This window comes from Pseudoxanthomonas sp. LjRoot143 (assembly GCF_964252945.1).
Lineage (GTDB): Bacteria > Pseudomonadota > Gammaproteobacteria > Xanthomonadales > Xanthomonadaceae > Pseudoxanthomonas_A.
The window spans coordinates 397,174-413,649 of record NZ_CAXUPM020000001.1 but is presented as its reverse complement, the minus strand read 5'-3'; the positions used below and the strand labels follow the sequence as shown (position 1 = coordinate 413,649).

Sequence of the window (16,476 nt, the reverse complement as noted above, 5' to 3'; positions counted from 1 at the left end):
CTACCAGTTCACCGACAGGCTGGCCGAGAGCGTGCGACCCGGCCGGGTGTAACGGTCGAGCACCAAGCTGGTCGCTGCGATGCCGTTGACGTCTGCCCAGTCGGTGTACTGCTTGTCGGTCAGGTTGAGCAGGCCGAGATTGACCTTCGCGCCGGGCGCGAATTCCCAGTGTGCGAACAGATCCAGGGCACCGTAGCCCGCGGGACGGTACTGGGTGGCCGAGGCGGTGCGCTTCTGGCGCTGCGCGAACGCGCCCGCCAGTTCCACGCCCCAGCCATCGCTGTCGTAGGCGATACCGAGCGATCCACGCAGCGGGTCGACCGAGTTCAACGGTACGTCGTCGGTCTTGTCGTCGCCGCGAGACCACGCTGCCGCACCCCGCAACGACCAGCCTTCCATCGCGTCGGACAGCGCACCGAGGTCGACGCCAGCCTTCAGTTCGACGCCATAGATTCGCGCATCCGCCACGTTGCGTGACTGGAAGATCATCGGCATCTGCCCGGGCGGGCTCACCAGCACCTGCGACTCGATGAAGTCCCGGTAGTCGTTGTAGTAACCGGTCAGGCCGGCGTACACCGCCTCTCCGGCGAAGCGCAGCCCCAGCTCGAAACCATTGCTGGTCTCGGATTTCAGGTCCGGGTTGGCGATCACCATGTAGCCGCTCTGCAGGTTGATGAAACCGGCATTGACGTCGCCGTAGGGTGGCGCGCGGAAACCGCGCGCATAGTTGCCGAATAGCGACCACCGGTCGTTGAAACGCCAGATGGCGCCGAACTTCGGCGAGATGCTGTTCTCGCTCATGTCCTCGAAGGTCACGCCCGGGTTGTCGCCGGCGTAGATGGCGTCGACGGTGGAATCGATCGCGTAGTGATCCACGCGCAGGGCGGGCACCAGGGTCAGGCGACCGTCCGCCAGGGTCATTTCATCCTGGACGTAGAGACCGGCCTTGGTCGTTTTCGAGATCGGGAAATCGCGCACCGGGAACGCATCCTGGCCGACGACGTTGCTGACCACACCGGTCGCGAGGTTGGTCGAGGCGCCGTCGCGCTTCTCCTTGGTATCGCTCACCGTGGCGTCGATACCGTAGGTCAGTGCGTGCTCCACCGATCCTGTCGTGGATCCCTTGTGGAAGGCCGCCTGGAGACCGTAAACGCGCTGGTCGAAGTTGTGCTCCATCTGCCGGCGGCTGTTGTTGCTGCGCAGCTCGTCGGTGCGTTGCGTCGATTCGCTGTCCTGGCGATACAGCTTCCACGACAGCGCATCGGCGAAGCCGGCCTGCAGCGCATCGATCTCGTGCTCGAACGACACCCGTGCGCGTGTCTGGTGGTCGCGACCCTTCATGTCGAGGATGCCCGTGGCGAACATGGAGGGCAGCGTACGGGCCGTGTAGGCCTCGATCCGGCTGTAGTCTTCGTTGGCGTCCACCACCAGCCGGAAGCGCTGGTTGTCGTCCGGCGCATAGACCAGCTTTCCGAGCAGGCTGCGGCCACTGCGTTCCTGCGGATTGGGTGCGGTCCGCAGATGGGTGCGCAGCACGGGATCGATATCGGTGCTGGCGTTGTCGCCCTGGTTGTCGGTCTCCTGACCCTGCCGCTGGCCGTAGGCCAGCAGGCCGCTCCAGCGCTGACCGCCCAGTGCGAGCGTCGCGCCACCGAACAGGCCGTTCCAATCGCCTTCGTAACCCACCTTGAAACCGGCATAGGTGGTCTTCCCGTCGACCAGATAGTCGGAAGGATCCTTGGTGACATAGGCCACCACGCCGCCGAGGGCATCGGAGCCGTACATCGAGCTGGCAGGTCCGCGCACCACTTCCACGCGCTTGAGCGTGTCGAGATCGACGAAGTTGCGGTTCGTATTGAGATAGCTGCCGAAACTGAAGCTGTCCGAGACGGCGATGCCGTCGGTCAGGATCAGCACCCGGTTCGCCTCGAGGCCGCGGATGCGGATGCTCCCCAGCCCACTGAACCGCCCCGCCCCCGACGTCACCGAGATGCCCGGCTCGTAACGGAACAGATCCTTCAGGTCGCGGACGATCAGGTCATCCATGCGCTCACGCGTGATCACATCGACCGTATTGGGTACGTCGGAGATCTCGCGCTCGGTACGGGTGGCGGTGACCTGGATGCGCGCGAAATCGTGGGCCGCAGCGTCGGCGGATGAAGGCGTGGAGGGGTCGGCGGAGGTTTCGGCGTTGGCATGGCCGGCAAGGGCCAGCCACACGGCCGCGGTGAGCAGCGTGGGGCGGATCATGGCTACAGCTTTCCTGTGGCTTGGAGTTAACCCGGAAGGCTGGCGGCCGGAAGACCCTTGGCTGGCGCCCGGAGGAGGGAATGGTCGACCGCCGGTACCCGACACCGGCGGCGCGCCCCGCCGGAACCGGCGAGGCGGCGTATTACTTGGTAAGGATCAGCTTGTCGTTGCTGGTGTGGCGCAGGCGGTAGATGCGGTCGCCATGGCGGATCAGCACCTCGCGCTGCCCCTTGAGCAGCGTGTCGCTGTCGAGGGCATCCTCGTCGCGCGCGGCGGGAGTCGGCAGGGAAAGGCGCTCGCGCAGCGTCGGCGTGTCGGCGAGGGGCAATGCAGTGACGTTCGAGATCATCGGAGGGCTCCACGTAAGGAACGCCATTGATGATAATGATTCTTATTTGCGAGTCAACACCCTGGTACTGCTTCCAGACGACCGGTCAAATGAGAATGGCTCCGCCGCCACCCTGTTCATGTCCGTACAATGCGCGCACTTTCCTCCTCCGGGGAGTAGCCCACCCGTCCTGACGGGGTCCGCGCGTCAACACACTTGGTCGCCGACCATGGTGCGCGGGACGAAGCCATCCGCTTCGCCGGGCAAGACCGAAGGCAGGCGTCGCGCTTACCCGGGCCGGGCAGTGCGTCGTTTGCCTTCGCGCTCGACGCGAATGCCTGGCCCCGGAGTTGTAGATGCAGTCCCTGCACGCCCTGCTGGTGTCCACCGGCACCGTCACCCTCGCTGAAATCGGCGACAAGACCCAGCTATTGGCCCTGTTGCTGGCGGCGCGTTATCGCAAGCCATGGCCGATCGCCTGGGGAATCCTGGCCGCCACGCTCGTGAACCACGCCATTTCCGCCTGGCTGGGTGCGGAACTGACCGATTGGCTGTCGCCCGAGGTGTTGCGCTGGCTGGTCGCAGCCAGCTTCCTGGCCGTGGCGCTGTGGACACTGAAGCCCGATACCCTGGACGAAAACGAAAAGCTTCCGGCCCACGGCGCGTTCATCGCCACCACCATCGCCTTCTTCCTGGCCGAGATCGGCGACAAGACACAGATCGCCACCGTGCTGCTGGCCACCAAGTACGAGCCGCTCTGGCAGGTGATCGCGGGCACCACTGTCGGCATGCTGCTGGCCAACCTGCCGGTGGTCTGGCTGGGCCACCGCTTCGCCAACAAGCTGCCACTGACGCTGGCTCGCAGCCTGGCTGCCGTGGTGTTCCTCGCCCTCGCCCTGTGGGTGGCCTGGCGCGGCGTTGGCTGAACGGCCGGGACGGGGCCCTGCGCTGCTAGACTGCCCGGTCAGAACAACATGCAAGGTCTGGGGGAATACATGCTGGAAGTCTTGGGGCGGATCGGCTTCGGCCTGTTCGGTCTGGCGGTGCTGATCGGCATCGTCTGGCTGTTTTCCAACAACCGGAAGGCCATCGACTGGAAGCTGGTCGCCACGGGCATCACCCTGCAGATCGCCTTCGCTGCGCTGGTCCTGCTGGTACCCGGCGGACGTGAAGTGTTCGACGCGCTCGGCCACGGCTTCGTGAAGATCCTCAGCTTCGTCAACGCCGGCTCGAACTTCATCTTCGGCGGCCTGATGAACATCGAGACCTACGGGTTCATCTTCGCGTTTCAGGTGCTGCCCACCATCATCTTCTTCGCCGCCCTGATGGGCGTGCTGTACCACCTGGGCGTGATGCAGTTCATCGTGCGGATCATGGCGCTGGCGATCACCAAGGTGATGAAGGTGTCCGGCGCCGAGACCACCAGTGTCTGCGCCAGCGTGTTCATCGGCCAGACCGAGGCGCCGCTGACGGTGCGCCCGTACATCCCGAGGATGACCGAGTCCGAGCTGATCACGATGATGATCGGCGGCATGGCGCACATCGCCGGCGGCGTGCTGGCGGCCTACGTGGGCATGCTGGGCGGCGGCGATGCCGAGCAGCAGGCCTTTTACGCCAAGCACCTGCTGGCCGCGTCGATCATGGCCGCACCGGCCACGCTGGTGGTGGCCAAGCTGCTGATCCCCGAGACCGGCACGCCGCTGACCCGTGGCACGGTGAAGATGGAAGTCGAGAAGACCTCCAGCAACATCATCGACGCGGCCGCCGCGGGTGCGGGCGACGGCCTCAGGCTGGCGCTCAACATCGGCGCGATGCTGCTGGCCTTCATCGCCCTGATCGCGCTGCTGAACTGGCCGCTGACGTGGCTCGGCGAAGCGACCGGCCTGGCCGCCGTCCTCGGCAAGCCGACCGACCTGGCCACGATCTTCGGCTACGTGCTGGCACCGATCGCCTGGGTGATCGGTGTGCCGTGGCAGGATGCGACCACGGTCGGTTCGCTGATCGGCCAGAAGGTGGTGATCAACGAGTTCGTCGCCTACCTGCAACTCGCCGACATCGTCAACGGCAAGGTCGCCGGCGTATCGCTGTCCGACGAAGGCAAGCTGATCGCCACGTACGCCCTGTGCGGCTTCGCGAACTTCAGTTCGATCGCGATCCAGATCGGCGGCATCGGCGGCCTGGCGCCCGAACGGCGCTCGGATCTGGCGCGCTTCGGCCTGCGCGCCGTGCTGGGCGGCACCATCGCCACGCTGATGACCGCCACGATCGCCGGCGTGCTCTCGCACTTCGGCTGACAGGGCGAGGCGGCCGGCGGCCGCCCTGCTCCCCGTGTTTACGTTTCCCTCCCGTGACCGCGGCATCGCTGCGGTCCGGACCTCAGGTATCACCGCATGAATACGCCATCCCCCGCCCTGTCCCGCGTCGTCGTCGTGGGCTCCTTCAATGTCGACCACGTGTGGCGCTGCGACGCCCTGCCCGTCGCCGGCGCGACCATCGCCGGCCGCTACGCGAGCGGGCCCGGCGGCAAGGGCTTCAACCAGGCCATCGCGGCCGTGCGTGCGGGCGCCGACACGACTTTCGTCTGCGCACTGGGCGACGACGCCGGTGGCCGGCTGGCACGCGACCTGGCGGACGCCGACGGCCTGAGCCTGCGCGTGCAGGCGAGCGAGGAACCGACCGGCACCGCCGGCATCTACGTGGATGCGCATGGACGCAACACCATCGTCATCGGCGCCGGCGCCAACGCGATCCTGTCGGCGGACTTCGCCACCGGCCAGGCGGACGTGCTGGCGGCGGCCGGCGTGGTGCTGGCCCAACTGGAATCGCCTGTCGATACCGTGCTGGCCGCACTGCAGGCCGGGCGCCAGTGCGGTGCCACCACGCTGCTCAACCCGGCACCGGCGAATGCCGCGACGACCACCGAACTGCTGGCGCACGCCGACGTCATCACCCCGAACGAGACCGAATTCGCCGCACTGCTCGCGCGCCATCTGGGCGAACGGATCACCGCGGACGATGTCGCCACGCTCGACGGCGTTACCCTGCACCAGCACTGCCGGCAACTGTTCCCGCACGGCACGGTCGTGGTGACGTTGGGCGCCACCGGCGTCTACGTGTCGCATCCCGAAGACGCCTTGCGCGGCGACGCCCGCCCGCACTACCGCGTTGCGGCGGAAGCCGCGGCGGTCGTCGACACCACGGGCGCAGGCGATGCCTTCAACGGTGCGCTCGCCGCGTCGCTGGCGGGCGCTACGCTGCCGGCTTTCGCGGACCATGTGCGCTTCGCCAACCGCTACGCCGCGCTGTCGACCGAACGGCCGGGCGCCGCACTGGCGATGCCGTCGCGCGCGGAGCTCGTCGCCCGTTTCAGCGAGTAGCTGCTGCCGGTTTCCCCGCCGGGGCCGGCGGCGGATAATGCCGCCATGCAGATCGGCCCCTACCGCATCGACCCGCCGGTGATGCTGGCCCCCATGGCCGGCGTCACCGACAAACCGTTCCGCCTGCTGTGCAAGCGGCTGGGTGCGGGCCTGGCGGTGTCGGAGATGACCATCAGCGATCCGCGCTTCTGGAACACGGCCAAGTCGCTGCACCGGATGGATCACGAGGGCGAACCCAGCCCGGTCAGCGTTCAGATCGCCGGCACCGAGCCCGAGCAACTGGCGAACGCGGCGCGCTACAACGCCGACCACGGCGCGCAGATCATCGACATCAACATGGGCTGCCCGGCGAAGAAGGTCTGCAATGCCTGGGCCGGCTCGGCGCTGATGCGCGACGAGGCACTGGTGGGCCGCATCCTGGAAGCGGTGGTGAAGGCGGTGGATGTACCGGTCACGCTGAAGATCCGCACCGGCTGGGACTGCGACCACCGCAACGGACCGGTGATCGCGCGCATTGCCCAGGAAAGCGGCATCGCCTCGCTTGCCGTGCACGGCCGCACGCGCGACCAGCATTACACCGGCACCGCCGAATACGAGACCATCGCCGCGATCAAGGCTGCGCTGCGCATTCCCGTGGTCGCCAACGGCGATATCGATTCGCCGGACAAGGCGGCGCGGGTGCTGGCGAGCACCGGCGCGGACGCGGTGATGATCGGCCGCGCCGCGCAGGGTCGACCGTGGATCTTCCGCGAAATCGCGCACTTCCTCGCCACCGGCGACTACCTGCCGCCGCCCTCCGTGTCCGACGTGCGCGACATCCTGCTGGCGCACCTGCATGCGCTCCATGCGTTCTATGGCGAACTGCAGGGCGTGCGCATCGCGCGCAAGCACCTGGGCTGGTACGCCAAGGACCGCCCGGAGAATCTCGCCTTCCGCGCCGTGGTCAACCGCGCCGAGAGTGCGGACGAACAGGTGCGGCTGACACGCGACTATTTCGATGCCCTGATCGCCGGCGTCACGCCGGTCTTGCCCGCTGCTGCCTGAGGCGCACCCCATGTCCGACACGAACGAAAGCCCCGCCTACCTCCACGGTTTTTCGCCGGTTGAGCAGGCGCGGCTGATGAAGCAGGCCCGCCTGCTGGAAAGCACGATCTTCAACCACATCGATTACACCGGCACGCGCCGGCTTCTGGAAGTCGGCAGCGGCGTCGGCGCGCAGACCGAGATCCTGCTGCGCCGCTTCCCGGACGTGCATGTCAGCTGCGTCGATCTGAGCGAGGTGCAGCTGCAGGCGGCGAAGCAGAATCTGGCGACGATGCCGTGGTGCCGCGACCGCTACAGCCTGCAGCAGGCCGACGCGAGCCGCCTGCCGTTCGGCGCACGCGATTTCGATGCCGCCTTCCTGTGCTGGATCCTGGAGCACGTCCCCAGTCCCGCGCGCGTGCTCAGCGAAGTCCGCCGGGTGCTGGCGCCTGGCTCGCCGATCTACATCACCGAGGTGATGAATTCCTCTTTCCTGCTGCATCCGTACTCGCCGAATACCTGGCGCTACTGGATGGCGTTCAACGACTTCCAGTACGACAGTGGCGGCGATCCGTTCATCGGCGCCAAGCTCGGCAACCTGCTGCTGGCGGGCGGCTACCGCGACGTGGTGACCGAGATCAAGACCGTGCACTTCGACAACCGCGAGCCGGCGCGTCGCAAGGACATGATCGCGTTCTGGGAAGAGCTGCTGCTGTCGGCAGCCGATTCGCTGGTGGACGCCGGACGCGTCACGCAGGACATCGTCGACGGCATGCGCCGCGAAATGCACGACGTGCAGAACGATCCGGACGCCGTGTTCTTCTACGCCTTCGTGCAGGCCCGCGCCACCGTCTACTGAGCAGCGCCCGCCGGGGCGGGCAGCCGCGCGCCGGCGACATCCTCGGGCGGCGGTTCGGTCCAGATGCGCTGCCACATCAGGCGCAGCCGTTGATCGGGCTGCGACCAGGGCCACTCCTTGCGTTGCGGCGGCACCTCGCGCCAGCCGTCCGGCGTGGCCTCGGCCACCACGAAGTTGAAACTGTAGTCCGGCTCGACGCCCATGCGCAGATCCACCAGCACCAGTTGGCCGTCACGCTGCACGGCCTTCATGAAGCCATGGTTGAACCAGGCAAGCCGTCGCACCGCCGGCAGGTCCTGCACCTCACGGAGCACCGCTGCCTCGGAGCCATACGCCTGGAAGCGCAGGGCGCCATGGTCGGCGACCACGGACCGCTGCCCTTCCAGGAATCCGTCCGGCGTCATCGCCACCACGCGCCACAGCAGCGTGTTGAACGGCATCGGCACCGAGAAGTAGCGGGCATCGCCCTGCCCCATCGCAGCCAGCGCGCGCTCGGCTTCACGGTCCACCATGGCCTTGGCGACCAGCGACCAGCCCAGGTATGCCGTGCTCAATGCAAGGCCCACCACCAGCGCGCGCCTCGCCAGCACGCGTTCGCGCGCGAACCATGCGACGCCGCACGCCACCAGCAGCCAGACCGTGTACAGCGGATCGATGATGAACACGCTGGACCACATGGTCGGCGCCGGCATCAACGGCCACCAGAGTTGCGTGCCGTAGACGGTGAAGGCGTCCAGCAGCGGATGCGTGATCAGTGCCAACTGGATGGCCCAGAACCAGCGCACCGGCGATGCCGCGACGCGCCCGTCGCCGAACCGCTTGAACAGCCACCAGATCAGCCACCCCACCAGCGGCAGCACGAACAGCGAATGGCTGAAGCTGCGGTGCACGGTCATCAGCGTGACCGGATCATCCGAGACGAGCGCGATGGGCAGGCTGTCGAGGTCGGGCAGCGTGCCGAGCGCAGCGCCGGCGAGCAGCGCGGCACGACGGTGCGAGGCGGGCGCTATGGCGGCGGCGATGGCGCCGCCGAGGACGATCTGGCTGAGGGAATCCATGCGGCGATCCTAGCAGCCGGCAGCGGCATTCCTCACGCCGCGCGCGGGACGTCCTGCGGCACCAGCCGCAACGTCGGCGCCACTTCGGCCAGCACCTTGCCGGTGTGCGACAGCAGGCACAGCGTGCCATCAGCCTCTTCGCTGAGCGCGGTCAGGCTTTCCACCCAGTCGCCGTCATTGGCATAGACCAGGCCCTCGCGCTGGAGCAGCGAGGCGCGGTGGATATGGCCGCAGACGATGCCGTCCAACCCTCGCCTGCGCGCATCATCCAACCCGGCCTGCACGAACCGCGCGATGTAGCGCTCGGCGGCGTCGCTCTGACGCTTGAGGTACTCGGCCAGCGACCAGTAGCGCAGGCCGAACCGACGGCGTAGCCGGTTGGTCAGGCGGTTGCCGGTGAGGATGCGGTAGTACAGCCAGTCGCCGAACTTTTCCTGCAGCCCGCCGAAATGGGTGACGCCGTCGTAGTCGTCGCCGTGGGTCACCAGCAGGCGTCGGCCGTCCAGCGTGGTGTGGATCGCGCGGCGGCGCACCTGCATGGCAGGCAGCATCAGGCCGCAGAAGCGACGGATGGGACGGTCGTGGTTGCCGGGCACGTAGATCAGCTCGGTGCCGTTGAGCGCCAGCGCGTGCAGCGCTTCCACCACCCGGTTGTGGGCCGCGTCCCACGAGGCCCGTCGCTGCGCCATCCACCACAGGTCGACGATGTCGCCGACCAAGTACAGCCGGCGGCACTGCAGTCCGGTCAGGAAGTCGGCGAACTCCGCCGCGTGGCAGTGTTTGGATCCCAGATGGACGTCGGAGACGAAGACCGCGCGCCGCATCGGGGAGGGCGCGGTCCGCGGGCTCACGCCGCGGCCTCCACCGGATGCCGGCGGTCGCCCAGGTAGCGCTCGCGCTTCTTGGGGCGGATGCGGTGCAGGTCCACTTCGATCAGGCCATCGATCGAGTCGCTGAAGTCCGGATCCACGCCGAACGCGAGGAAGCGCGCGCCGCCCGGCTCGCAAAGATCGGTGTACTGCTTGTAGAGCATCGGCACGGTCGCCCCCAGCGTATCGAGGTTGGCCTTGAGCACGCGGAATCCGGTTTCCGCATCCAGCGCCTCGAACGACAACGGCGTGGCGGCGTACTGGAACGGATGCCGAGGCCTTGCGTTGTTGCACGTGTCCCCGAAGTAGTGCGTGTAGTAGGCGACGATGCGCTCGCGCGCGTGCGCAGGCAGTGCGGCGCTCATCGACACGGCACCGAACAGATAGCGCACCCCCGGATGCCGGCGCAGGTAAGCGCCAATGCCCTGCCACAGATAGTCGATGCTGCGGCTGCCCCAGTACTCGGGCACCACGAAGCTGCGCCCGAGTTCCATGCCGGTGGCCAGGCGTGGCAGCGCGTCGTCGGCGTAGTCGAACAGCGACGCGGTGTAGAGGCCTTTCAGTCCCTGTGCCGCCAGCACCGGCGCACCGCGCGCGATCCGGTAGGCGCCGGCGATTCTCCGCTGCGCCGCGTCCCACAGCACGATGTGCTCGTACCAGGTATCGAAGGCATCCACGTCCATCCGCTTGCCGGTGCCCTCGCCCACGGCGCGGAACGTCAATTCGCGCAGGCGGCCGATCTCGCGCAGCAGGGGCGAACCGCCGGCGAGCCTGCCCACGCAGATGCGTTTGCCGTCGGTGGTCTGGCCCAGCACGTCCAGGGCATCGATGCAGGCTTCGAGCGCCTCGGGCGCCAACGCCTCCACCAGGGGCTCAACGGTCTCAGTGGTCTCGGCGGGTTCCGGCGACGCCGTCCTGGGGGGGCGTCCCAGCGCGTACAGCGCGGCACGCACGCGTGCAATCACGGAGGCCGCGTCTTCCTCAGCGTCAACGCGCAGCACCTGCCCGACATGCAGTTGCAGGCGCCGCTGGCTCCGGCGGAACATCTCGCGCGCGAGCAGCGCGGTGCCCGCGGGCTTGAACAGTGCCGATGCGCCGTAGAACAGCGTCGAGTTGCGCGCCTGTACGCGGATCGGCAGCACCGGCGCGCCGGTCGCACGGGCGAACCTGAGGAAGCCGCGCCGCCAGCGGGTATCGCGCACGCCGCGCAGACCCAGCCGCGAGACCTCTCCCGCCGGGAACACGATCACGCACTGCTCGGCCTCCAGCGCCCGCTCGACCGCACGCACGCTGTCCGCGTTGGGCGTGCCGCCCAGGATCCGCACCGGCAACAGCAGGTCGGCCAGCGGCGCGATGCCCGTCAGGACGTCGTTCGCGACGATCCTCACGTCCTGCCTCACGCGTCCCACGAGCTGCAGCAGCGCCAGCGCATCCAGTGCGCCGGAGGGGTGGTTGGCGACGATCAAGAGCCGGCCTTGCGCGGGGATGCGCCGCTCCCCCGCAGGATCGGCGTTCGTCCGCATGTTCAGGTGGTCGATCGCGGCATCGACGAAGGCGAGGCCCTGCAGGTGGCTGTGGTCGGCCAGGAAGGCATACGCCAGATCCAGCTTCGACCAGCGGCCCAGCGTGCGCAGCAGCGGCTGGGTCAGGCGCGCACGGCGGCCGCGGAACCAGTGGGGGTAGCGTTCGGCGATCTGGCGTTCCAGCAGATGCATGGCGGGGGCCGGCGACGGGGTGTCGCCGCGCAGCCTGCGCCTGGCCAGCGACAGCCCGGTTGCGGTTTTCTGGCAATCCGGTGACAGCCGCGCTTGATCCGCGCTTAACCCCCTCCCACCCTGAACGGCGCAGAATGCACACCCTGCCCCCGGCGTGTATCATGCGCGCCCATCTTTTCATCCGAATCAAAGGATATAAGCCTGATGTCCAGCTACCTGTTCACCTCCGAATCGGTCTCCGAAGGCCATCCGGACAAGATCGCCGACCAGATTTCCGACGCCGTACTGGACGCCATCCTGGCCCAGGACAAGCGCGCGCGCGTGGCCTGCGAGACGCTGGTGAAGACGGGCGCGGCCATCGTTGCGGGCGAAGTCACCACCACCGCGTGGGTCGACATCGAGTCGCTGGCCCGCAAGGTGATCAATGACATCGGCTACGACAACTCGGACGTCGGTTTCGACGGCCACACCTGCGCCATCATCAACATGCTCGGCAAGCAGTCGCCCGACATCAACCAGGGCGTCGACCGCAAGAAGCCGGAAGAACAGGGCGCCGGCGACCAGGGCCTGATGTTCGGATACGCCTGCAACGAGGCGCCGGAATTCATGCCGGCCCCGCTGTACTACAGCCACCGCCTGGTGGAACAGCAGGCCAAGGTGCGCAAGAAGGGCAAGCTGAAGTGGCTGCGCCCGGACGCCAAGTCGCAGGTCACCCTGCGCTACGACGGCAACACCGTCCTGGGCCTCGACGCCGTGGTGCTGTCGACCCAGCACGACCCGGACATCAAGCAGAAGGACCTGATCGAGGCCGTGCGCGCCGAGATCCTGGTGCCGGTGCTGCCGAAGAAGTGGCTGGATGCGCTGCCGAAGAACAAGGTGCACATCAACCCGACCGGCAAGTTCGTCATCGGTGGCCCGGTGGGCGACTGCGGCCTGACCGGCCGCAAGATCATCGTCGACAGCTACGGCGGCATGGCCCGTCATGGCGGCGGTGCGTTCTCGGGCAAGGATCCGTCGAAGGTCGACCGTTCGGCCGCCTATGCCGCGCGCTACGTGGCCAAGAACATCGTGGCCGCCGGCCTGGCCGACAAGTGCGAAGTGCAGGTCTCCTACGCCATCGGCGTGGCCGAGCCGACCTCGATCTCGGTGACCACGTTCGGCACCGGCAAGGTGGGCGACGACGTGATCGAGAAGCTGATCCGCAAGCACTTCGACCTGCGTCCGTACGGCATCACCCGGATGCTCGATCTGGAGCACCCGATCTACCAGCCGACCGCCAGCTACGGCCACTTCGGCCGCAAGCCGAAGGAGATTTCCTACGTCGACGCCGCCGGCAAGAAGCACACCGCGACCGCCTTCTCCTGGGAGAAGACCGACCGCGCCGAGGCGCTGCGCAAGGACGCCAAGCTGAAGTAAGCCGCTTTTCTCCGCCCTCTTCCGCCTGCGGGAGAGGGTTGGGGCGAAGACTACGGGTCGCAGCGATGCGGCCCGTGTTTTTTTTGCGGATCGCACGCATGCTGCACTCCGCCGCACGGACACAGATCGACGCCATGACCACCGACACCCCGCCCCCGCACGCTGCCGACGATCCCACGCGCATGCGTGCTGCCCTCGAATGGCTCGAGTCCATCGCCGCCGACCGCACCCTGCTCGACGGCTGTCCGGAGGACGAGCGCGCACGCCTGCACCGGGCGATCGCCGCGATCTACCTGCCCGATCCCAAGCTGCGCCGGCAGAAATCCAAGCAGCGCGAGCGCGAGCGCAACGTCGAGGCCATCCGCCGCGCCGAGGCCGTCCTCGACCAGACCGGTATCCGTGAGCTGCGCCGGAGGCCGGTGTTCACCACGCCGAACTACTTCCCCCCGGCATTGCCATCGCCCGACATCGCGCCGCGCGAGTCGTCGGAACTGCTGCACTGCTACGTGTGCAAGCAGAAGTACACGCTGATCCACCACTTCTACGATCAGATGTGCCCGACCTGCGCGGACTTCAATTTCGCCAAGCGCACCGAACTGGCCGATCTCACCGGACGGGTTGCCCTGTTGACCGGTGGCCGGGTCAAGATCGGCTACCAGGCCGGCTTGAAGCTGCTCCGCGCGGGCGCGCACCTGATCGTCACCACCCGTTTCCCGCGCGACTCCGCCGCGCGCTACGCGCAGGAACCGGACTTCGGCGACTGGGGCCATCGGCTGGAAGTGTTCGGCCTGGACCTGCGCCACACGCCCAGCGTCGAGGCGTTCTGCCATGAGCTGGCCGGCAAGCTGCCGCGGCTGGATTTCATCATCAACAACGCGTGCCAGACCGTGCGCCGTCCGCCGGAGTTCTACGCGCACATGATGGAGGCCGAGACCGCAGCGCTGCACGACACGCCGCAGCACATCCGGAAACTGCTGGGCAGTTACGAAGGCCTGCGCAGCTATAACATGCTGCCCGGCGCCAACCCGGCAGCGGTGCAGGTCGCGATGGGCAGCGTCGACGACACCGCCGGGCTGAGCCGTTCCGCCGAACTGTCGCAGGTGCCGTTGCTGCCCGAGGAGCTGCTGGGCCAGAAGCACCTGTTCCCCGAGGGCCGCCTGGACCAGGATCTGCAGCAGGTCGACCTGCGCGGCCGCAATTCATGGCGCCTGCTGATGCACGAAGTGCCTTCGGTGGAGCTGCTGGAGACGCAACTGGTCAACGCCATCGCGCCCTTCATCATCAACGCGCGGCTGAAGCCGCTGATGCTGCGCACGCCCGACCGCGACAAGCACATCGTCAACGTGTCCGCGGTCGAGGGCCAGTTCTACCGCAACTTCAAGACCACCAAGCACCCGCACACCAACATGGCCAAGGCCGCGCTCAACATGATGACGCGCACCGCGGCCGCCGATTACCACGGCGACGGCATCCACATGAACAGTGTCGACACCGGCTGGGTCACCGACGAGGATCCCGTCGAGATCGCCGCGCGCAAGGTCATCGAAGAGCGCTTCCACCCGCCGCTGGATATCGTCGACGGCGCCGCGCGCATCGTCGACCCGATCATCCACGGCCTCAACACCGGCGAGCACGTGTGGGGCCAGTTCCTGAAGGACTACAAGCCGACGGACTGGTGACCTCGATACCCCGGACCGGGAGCACACGCCTCTGCCAGAGGTGGCTGACCAACCGGTCCGGTATCGGGTAGCCTGCGTCCCTCACCCTGCGGAGCCGTGCCATAGAGTCGCTGAAGAGCCACCAGCTGACGATGACGGTGCTGATGACGCCGGACATGGCCAACTTCTCCGGCAAGGTCCACGGCGGTGCGATCCTCAAACTGCTCGACCAGGTGGCCTACGCCTGCGGCAGCCGCTACGCGGGCAAGTACGTGGTCACCCTGTCGGTGGACCAGGTGATGTTCCGCCAGGCGATCAACGTGGGCGAACTGGTGACCTTCCTGGCCTCGGTCAACCACACCGGCACGTCGTCGATGGAAATCGGCATCAAGGTCGTCGCCGAAGACATCCGCAAGCAGAGCGTGCGCCACGCCAACAGCTGCTTCTTCACGATGGTGGCCGTCGACGACGATGGTCGCCCTTCCCCGGTGCCCGCGCTGGAGCCGGGTACGCCGGACGAGATCCGGCGCTTCGCCGCCGCGCGCCTGCGTCGTGAGCTGCGCGAGGAAATGGAGCAGCGCCATGCCGCGCTGCTGGGCAACCGCGAGCCCACTGCACGCTGACGCCCGCGGCCTTGCTGGCGACGCGCCCGGCATGCCGCTAGGATCGCCCTACACGTCAGGAAGACCGCATGTCGAACGACTCCAATCGTCGTCCCATCGCCGCCCGTGCCAGTGGATGGGCCCGTTCGATCAGCGCCGCACTGGCGCGCTCGTCCGTCACTCCCAACCAGATCTCGGTACTCAGCATCGTCTTCGCGGCACTGGGCGCCTGGCTGTTGTGGCGTGCCACGCCGTGGGCACTGGTCGGTGCCGCCGTCTGCATCCAGCTGCGCCTGGTCTGCAACCTGCTGGACGGCATGGTGGCGATGGAGGGCGGCAAGAAGACACCGACCGGCGCGCTCTACAACGAGTTTCCCGACCGCATTGCCGATTCATTGCTGATCGTCGCGCTCGGCCATGCCTGCGGCGCACCGTGGCTGGGCTGGCTGGGCGCACTGGCGGCCGCGCTCACCGCCTACGTCCGCCTGGCCGGTGGCAGCCTGGGACTGCCGCAGGATTTCCGCGGCCCGATGGCCAAGCAGCACCGCATGGCCGTGCTGACCCTCGCCTGCCTGCTGGGCGCGGCCGAAGGGGTGTTCGCGCAGACGCAGTGGGCATTGCGCATCGCCGCCTGGGTGATCGCGGTGGGCGCACTGCTGACCTGCATCACCCGCAGCCGCGCGATCGCGACGGCATTGCACACGCGGGACGGCGCATGATCAGCCGCCTGCTGGCCGCCCTCAGCAAGGCCCTGATCGGCGCCTATCCCCGCTGGATCGGCAGCCAGCCCGAACCCCGCCAACGCATCTACTTCGCCAACCACGCCAGCCATCTCGATACCGTCGCGCTGTGGTCGGCGCTGCCGCCTTTCCTGCGCCGACGCACCCGACCGGTGGCCGCGCGCGACTACTGGGGCGGTGGCGGGCTCAAGGGCCTGATCGCCGGACCCGGCCTCAACGTGGTGCTGATCGACCGGCAGCGCGAACAGGCCGATGCCGACCCGCTGAAGCCGCTGTACGACGCGCTGGCGGCGGGCGAGTCGCTGATCCTGTTCCCGGAGGGCACGCGCAATCCCGAACCCGCGATGCTGCCGTTCAAATCCGGGCTGTTTCACCTGGCGCAGCGCCATCCGCACGTCGAACTGATCCCGGTCTATCTCGACAACGCGCGGCGCAGCATGCCCAAGGGCAGCCTGCTGCCGGTGCCGCTGATCTGCACCGTCCGTTTCGGGGCGCCGCTGGTGGCGCTGCCCGGTGAAGACAAGGCCGTTTTCCTGCAGCGCGCACGTGATGCGGTGCAGGCCCTGGCCCCCTGACCCAAG

15 protein-coding genes are annotated in these 16,476 nt (G+C 67.7%); 10 read left to right on the top strand and 5 right to left on the bottom strand.

Annotated elements, in window-relative coordinates; translation table 11 throughout:
* Complete coding sequence (locus ACSQ1W_RS01880) at positions 1-2,250, bottom strand: TonB-dependent hemoglobin/transferrin/lactoferrin family receptor (RefSeq protein ID WP_436041443.1); 2,250 nt, start codon at positions 2,248-2,250, stop codon at positions 1-3.
* Between the two features lie 142 nt (positions 2,251-2,392).
* The gene (gene hemP / locus ACSQ1W_RS01875; protein WP_192270343.1) at positions 2,393-2,599 is read right to left on the bottom strand and encodes a hemin uptake protein HemP; all 207 of its coding nucleotides are present in this window, start codon (positions 2,597-2,599) and stop codon (positions 2,393-2,395) included.
* A gap of 335 nt (positions 2,600-2,934) precedes the next feature.
* On the opposite strand from hemP, the gene ACSQ1W_RS01870 reads away from it, so the two are divergent.
* The 5 genes from ACSQ1W_RS01870 to ACSQ1W_RS01850 all read left to right on the top strand — a co-directional run bounded on the left by ACSQ1W_RS01870 (position 2,935) and on the right by ACSQ1W_RS01850 (position 7,837).
* Positions 2,935-3,504, top strand: coding sequence for a TMEM165/GDT1 family protein (locus ACSQ1W_RS01870; protein WP_436041442.1), 570 nt, complete (start codon positions 2,935-2,937; stop codon positions 3,502-3,504).
* A 69-nt stretch (positions 3,505-3,573) separates the two neighbouring features.
* A complete protein-coding gene (locus ACSQ1W_RS01865; RefSeq protein WP_192270347.1) occupies positions 3,574-4,872 on the top strand; it encodes a NupC/NupG family nucleoside CNT transporter in 1,299 nt (432 codons plus the stop codon).
* A gap of 117 nt (positions 4,873-4,989) precedes the next feature.
* Positions 4,990-5,955 (top strand): ribokinase, encoded by a 966-nt coding sequence (locus ACSQ1W_RS01860; RefSeq protein WP_436046055.1) that lies wholly within the window; start codon positions 4,990-4,992, stop codon positions 5,953-5,955.
* A 45-nt stretch (positions 5,956-6,000) separates the two neighbouring features.
* The gene (gene dusB, locus ACSQ1W_RS01855; protein WP_436041441.1) at positions 6,001-6,999 is read left to right on the top strand and encodes a tRNA dihydrouridine synthase DusB; all 999 of its coding nucleotides are present in this window, start codon (positions 6,001-6,003) and stop codon (positions 6,997-6,999) included.
* A 10-nt stretch (positions 7,000-7,009) separates the two neighbouring features.
* Entirely contained in the window at positions 7,010-7,837 is an 828-nt protein-coding gene (locus ACSQ1W_RS01850; protein ID WP_192270350.1) for a class I SAM-dependent methyltransferase, read from the top strand.
* Here the strand turns inward: ACSQ1W_RS01850 and ACSQ1W_RS01845 are convergent.
* The 3 genes from ACSQ1W_RS01845 to ACSQ1W_RS01835 are packed head-to-tail and all read right to left on the bottom strand — an operon-like array spanning position 7,831 to position 11,479.
* Positions 7,831-8,895 carry a metal-dependent hydrolase gene (locus ACSQ1W_RS01845; RefSeq protein WP_436041440.1) on the bottom strand — a complete coding sequence of 355 codons (1,065 nt, stop codon included), beginning with the start codon at positions 8,893-8,895 and terminating at the stop codon, positions 7,831-7,833. The genes ACSQ1W_RS01850 and ACSQ1W_RS01845 overlap by 7 nt on opposite strands.
* A gap of 32 nt (positions 8,896-8,927) precedes the next feature.
* Complete coding sequence (locus ACSQ1W_RS01840) at positions 8,928-9,746, bottom strand: UDP-2,3-diacylglucosamine diphosphatase (RefSeq protein WP_436041439.1); 819 nt, start codon at positions 9,744-9,746, stop codon at positions 8,928-8,930.
* Positions 9,743-11,479 carry a lysophospholipid acyltransferase family protein gene (locus tag ACSQ1W_RS01835; protein WP_436041438.1) on the bottom strand — a complete coding sequence of 579 codons (1,737 nt, stop codon included), beginning with the start codon at positions 11,477-11,479 and terminating at the stop codon, positions 9,743-9,745. Before ACSQ1W_RS01835 ends, ACSQ1W_RS01840 begins: the two co-directional genes overlap by 4 nt.
* A gap of 204 nt (positions 11,480-11,683) precedes the next feature.
* On the opposite strand from ACSQ1W_RS01835, the gene metK reads away from it, so the two are divergent.
* From metK to ACSQ1W_RS01810, 5 genes are all read left to right on the top strand, one after another.
* A complete protein-coding gene (gene metK / locus ACSQ1W_RS01830) occupies positions 11,684-12,895 on the top strand; it encodes a methionine adenosyltransferase (RefSeq protein WP_192270356.1) in 1,212 nt (403 codons plus the stop codon).
* A 134-nt stretch (positions 12,896-13,029) separates the two neighbouring features.
* Complete coding sequence (locus ACSQ1W_RS01825) at positions 13,030-14,574, top strand: SDR family NAD(P)-dependent oxidoreductase (protein WP_436046053.1); 1,545 nt, start codon at positions 13,030-13,032, stop codon at positions 14,572-14,574.
* 131 nt (positions 14,575-14,705) lie between these two features.
* On the top strand, positions 14,706-15,176 hold the full coding sequence (locus ACSQ1W_RS01820; protein ID WP_436041437.1) for an acyl-CoA thioesterase: 471 nt from the start codon (positions 14,706-14,708) through the stop codon (positions 15,174-15,176).
* A 68-nt stretch (positions 15,177-15,244) separates the two neighbouring features.
* Entirely contained in the window at positions 15,245-15,874 is a 630-nt protein-coding gene (locus ACSQ1W_RS01815; protein WP_436041436.1) for a CDP-alcohol phosphatidyltransferase family protein, read from the top strand.
* Positions 15,871-16,470: a lysophospholipid acyltransferase family protein gene (locus ACSQ1W_RS01810; protein WP_436041435.1), complete on the top strand. Its 600-nt coding sequence runs from the start codon at positions 15,871-15,873 to the stop codon at positions 16,468-16,470. The genes ACSQ1W_RS01815 and ACSQ1W_RS01810 overlap by 4 nt, the downstream gene beginning before the upstream one ends.
* Positions 16,471-16,476: the final 6 nt, after the last annotated feature.

Excerpts from the sequence above, each read along its gene's own strand:
- ACSQ1W_RS01880 (WP_436041443.1), bottom strand. The coding sequence starts at position 2,250 with ATGATCCGCCCCACGCTGCTCACCGCGGCCGTGTGGCTGGCCCTTGCC.
- hemP (WP_192270343.1), bottom strand. The coding sequence starts at position 2,599 with ATGATCTCGAACGTCACTGCATTGCCCCTCGCCGACACGCCGACGCTG.
- ACSQ1W_RS01870 (WP_436041442.1), top strand. The coding sequence starts at position 2,935 with ATGCAGTCCCTGCACGCCCTGCTGGTGTCCACCGGCACCGTCACCCTC.
- ACSQ1W_RS01865 (WP_192270347.1), top strand. The coding sequence starts at position 3,574 with ATGCTGGAAGTCTTGGGGCGGATCGGCTTCGGCCTGTTCGGTCTGGCG.
- dusB (WP_436041441.1), top strand. The coding sequence starts at position 6,001 with ATGCAGATCGGCCCCTACCGCATCGACCCGCCGGTGATGCTGGCCCCC.
- ACSQ1W_RS01850 (WP_192270350.1), top strand. The coding sequence starts at position 7,010 with ATGTCCGACACGAACGAAAGCCCCGCCTACCTCCACGGTTTTTCGCCG.
- ACSQ1W_RS01845 (WP_436041440.1), bottom strand. The coding sequence starts at position 8,895 with ATGGATTCCCTCAGCCAGATCGTCCTCGGCGGCGCCATCGCCGCCGCC.
- ACSQ1W_RS01835 (WP_436041438.1), bottom strand. The coding sequence starts at position 11,479 with ATGCATCTGCTGGAACGCCAGATCGCCGAACGCTACCCCCACTGGTTC.
- metK (WP_192270356.1), top strand. The coding sequence starts at position 11,684 with ATGTCCAGCTACCTGTTCACCTCCGAATCGGTCTCCGAAGGCCATCCG.
- ACSQ1W_RS01825 (WP_436046053.1), top strand. The coding sequence starts at position 13,030 with ATGACCACCGACACCCCGCCCCCGCACGCTGCCGACGATCCCACGCGC.
- ACSQ1W_RS01820 (WP_436041437.1), top strand. The coding sequence starts at position 14,706 with ATGACGGTGCTGATGACGCCGGACATGGCCAACTTCTCCGGCAAGGTC.
- ACSQ1W_RS01815 (WP_436041436.1), top strand. The coding sequence starts at position 15,245 with ATGTCGAACGACTCCAATCGTCGTCCCATCGCCGCCCGTGCCAGTGGA.
- ACSQ1W_RS01810 (WP_436041435.1), top strand. The coding sequence starts at position 15,871 with ATGATCAGCCGCCTGCTGGCCGCCCTCAGCAAGGCCCTGATCGGCGCC.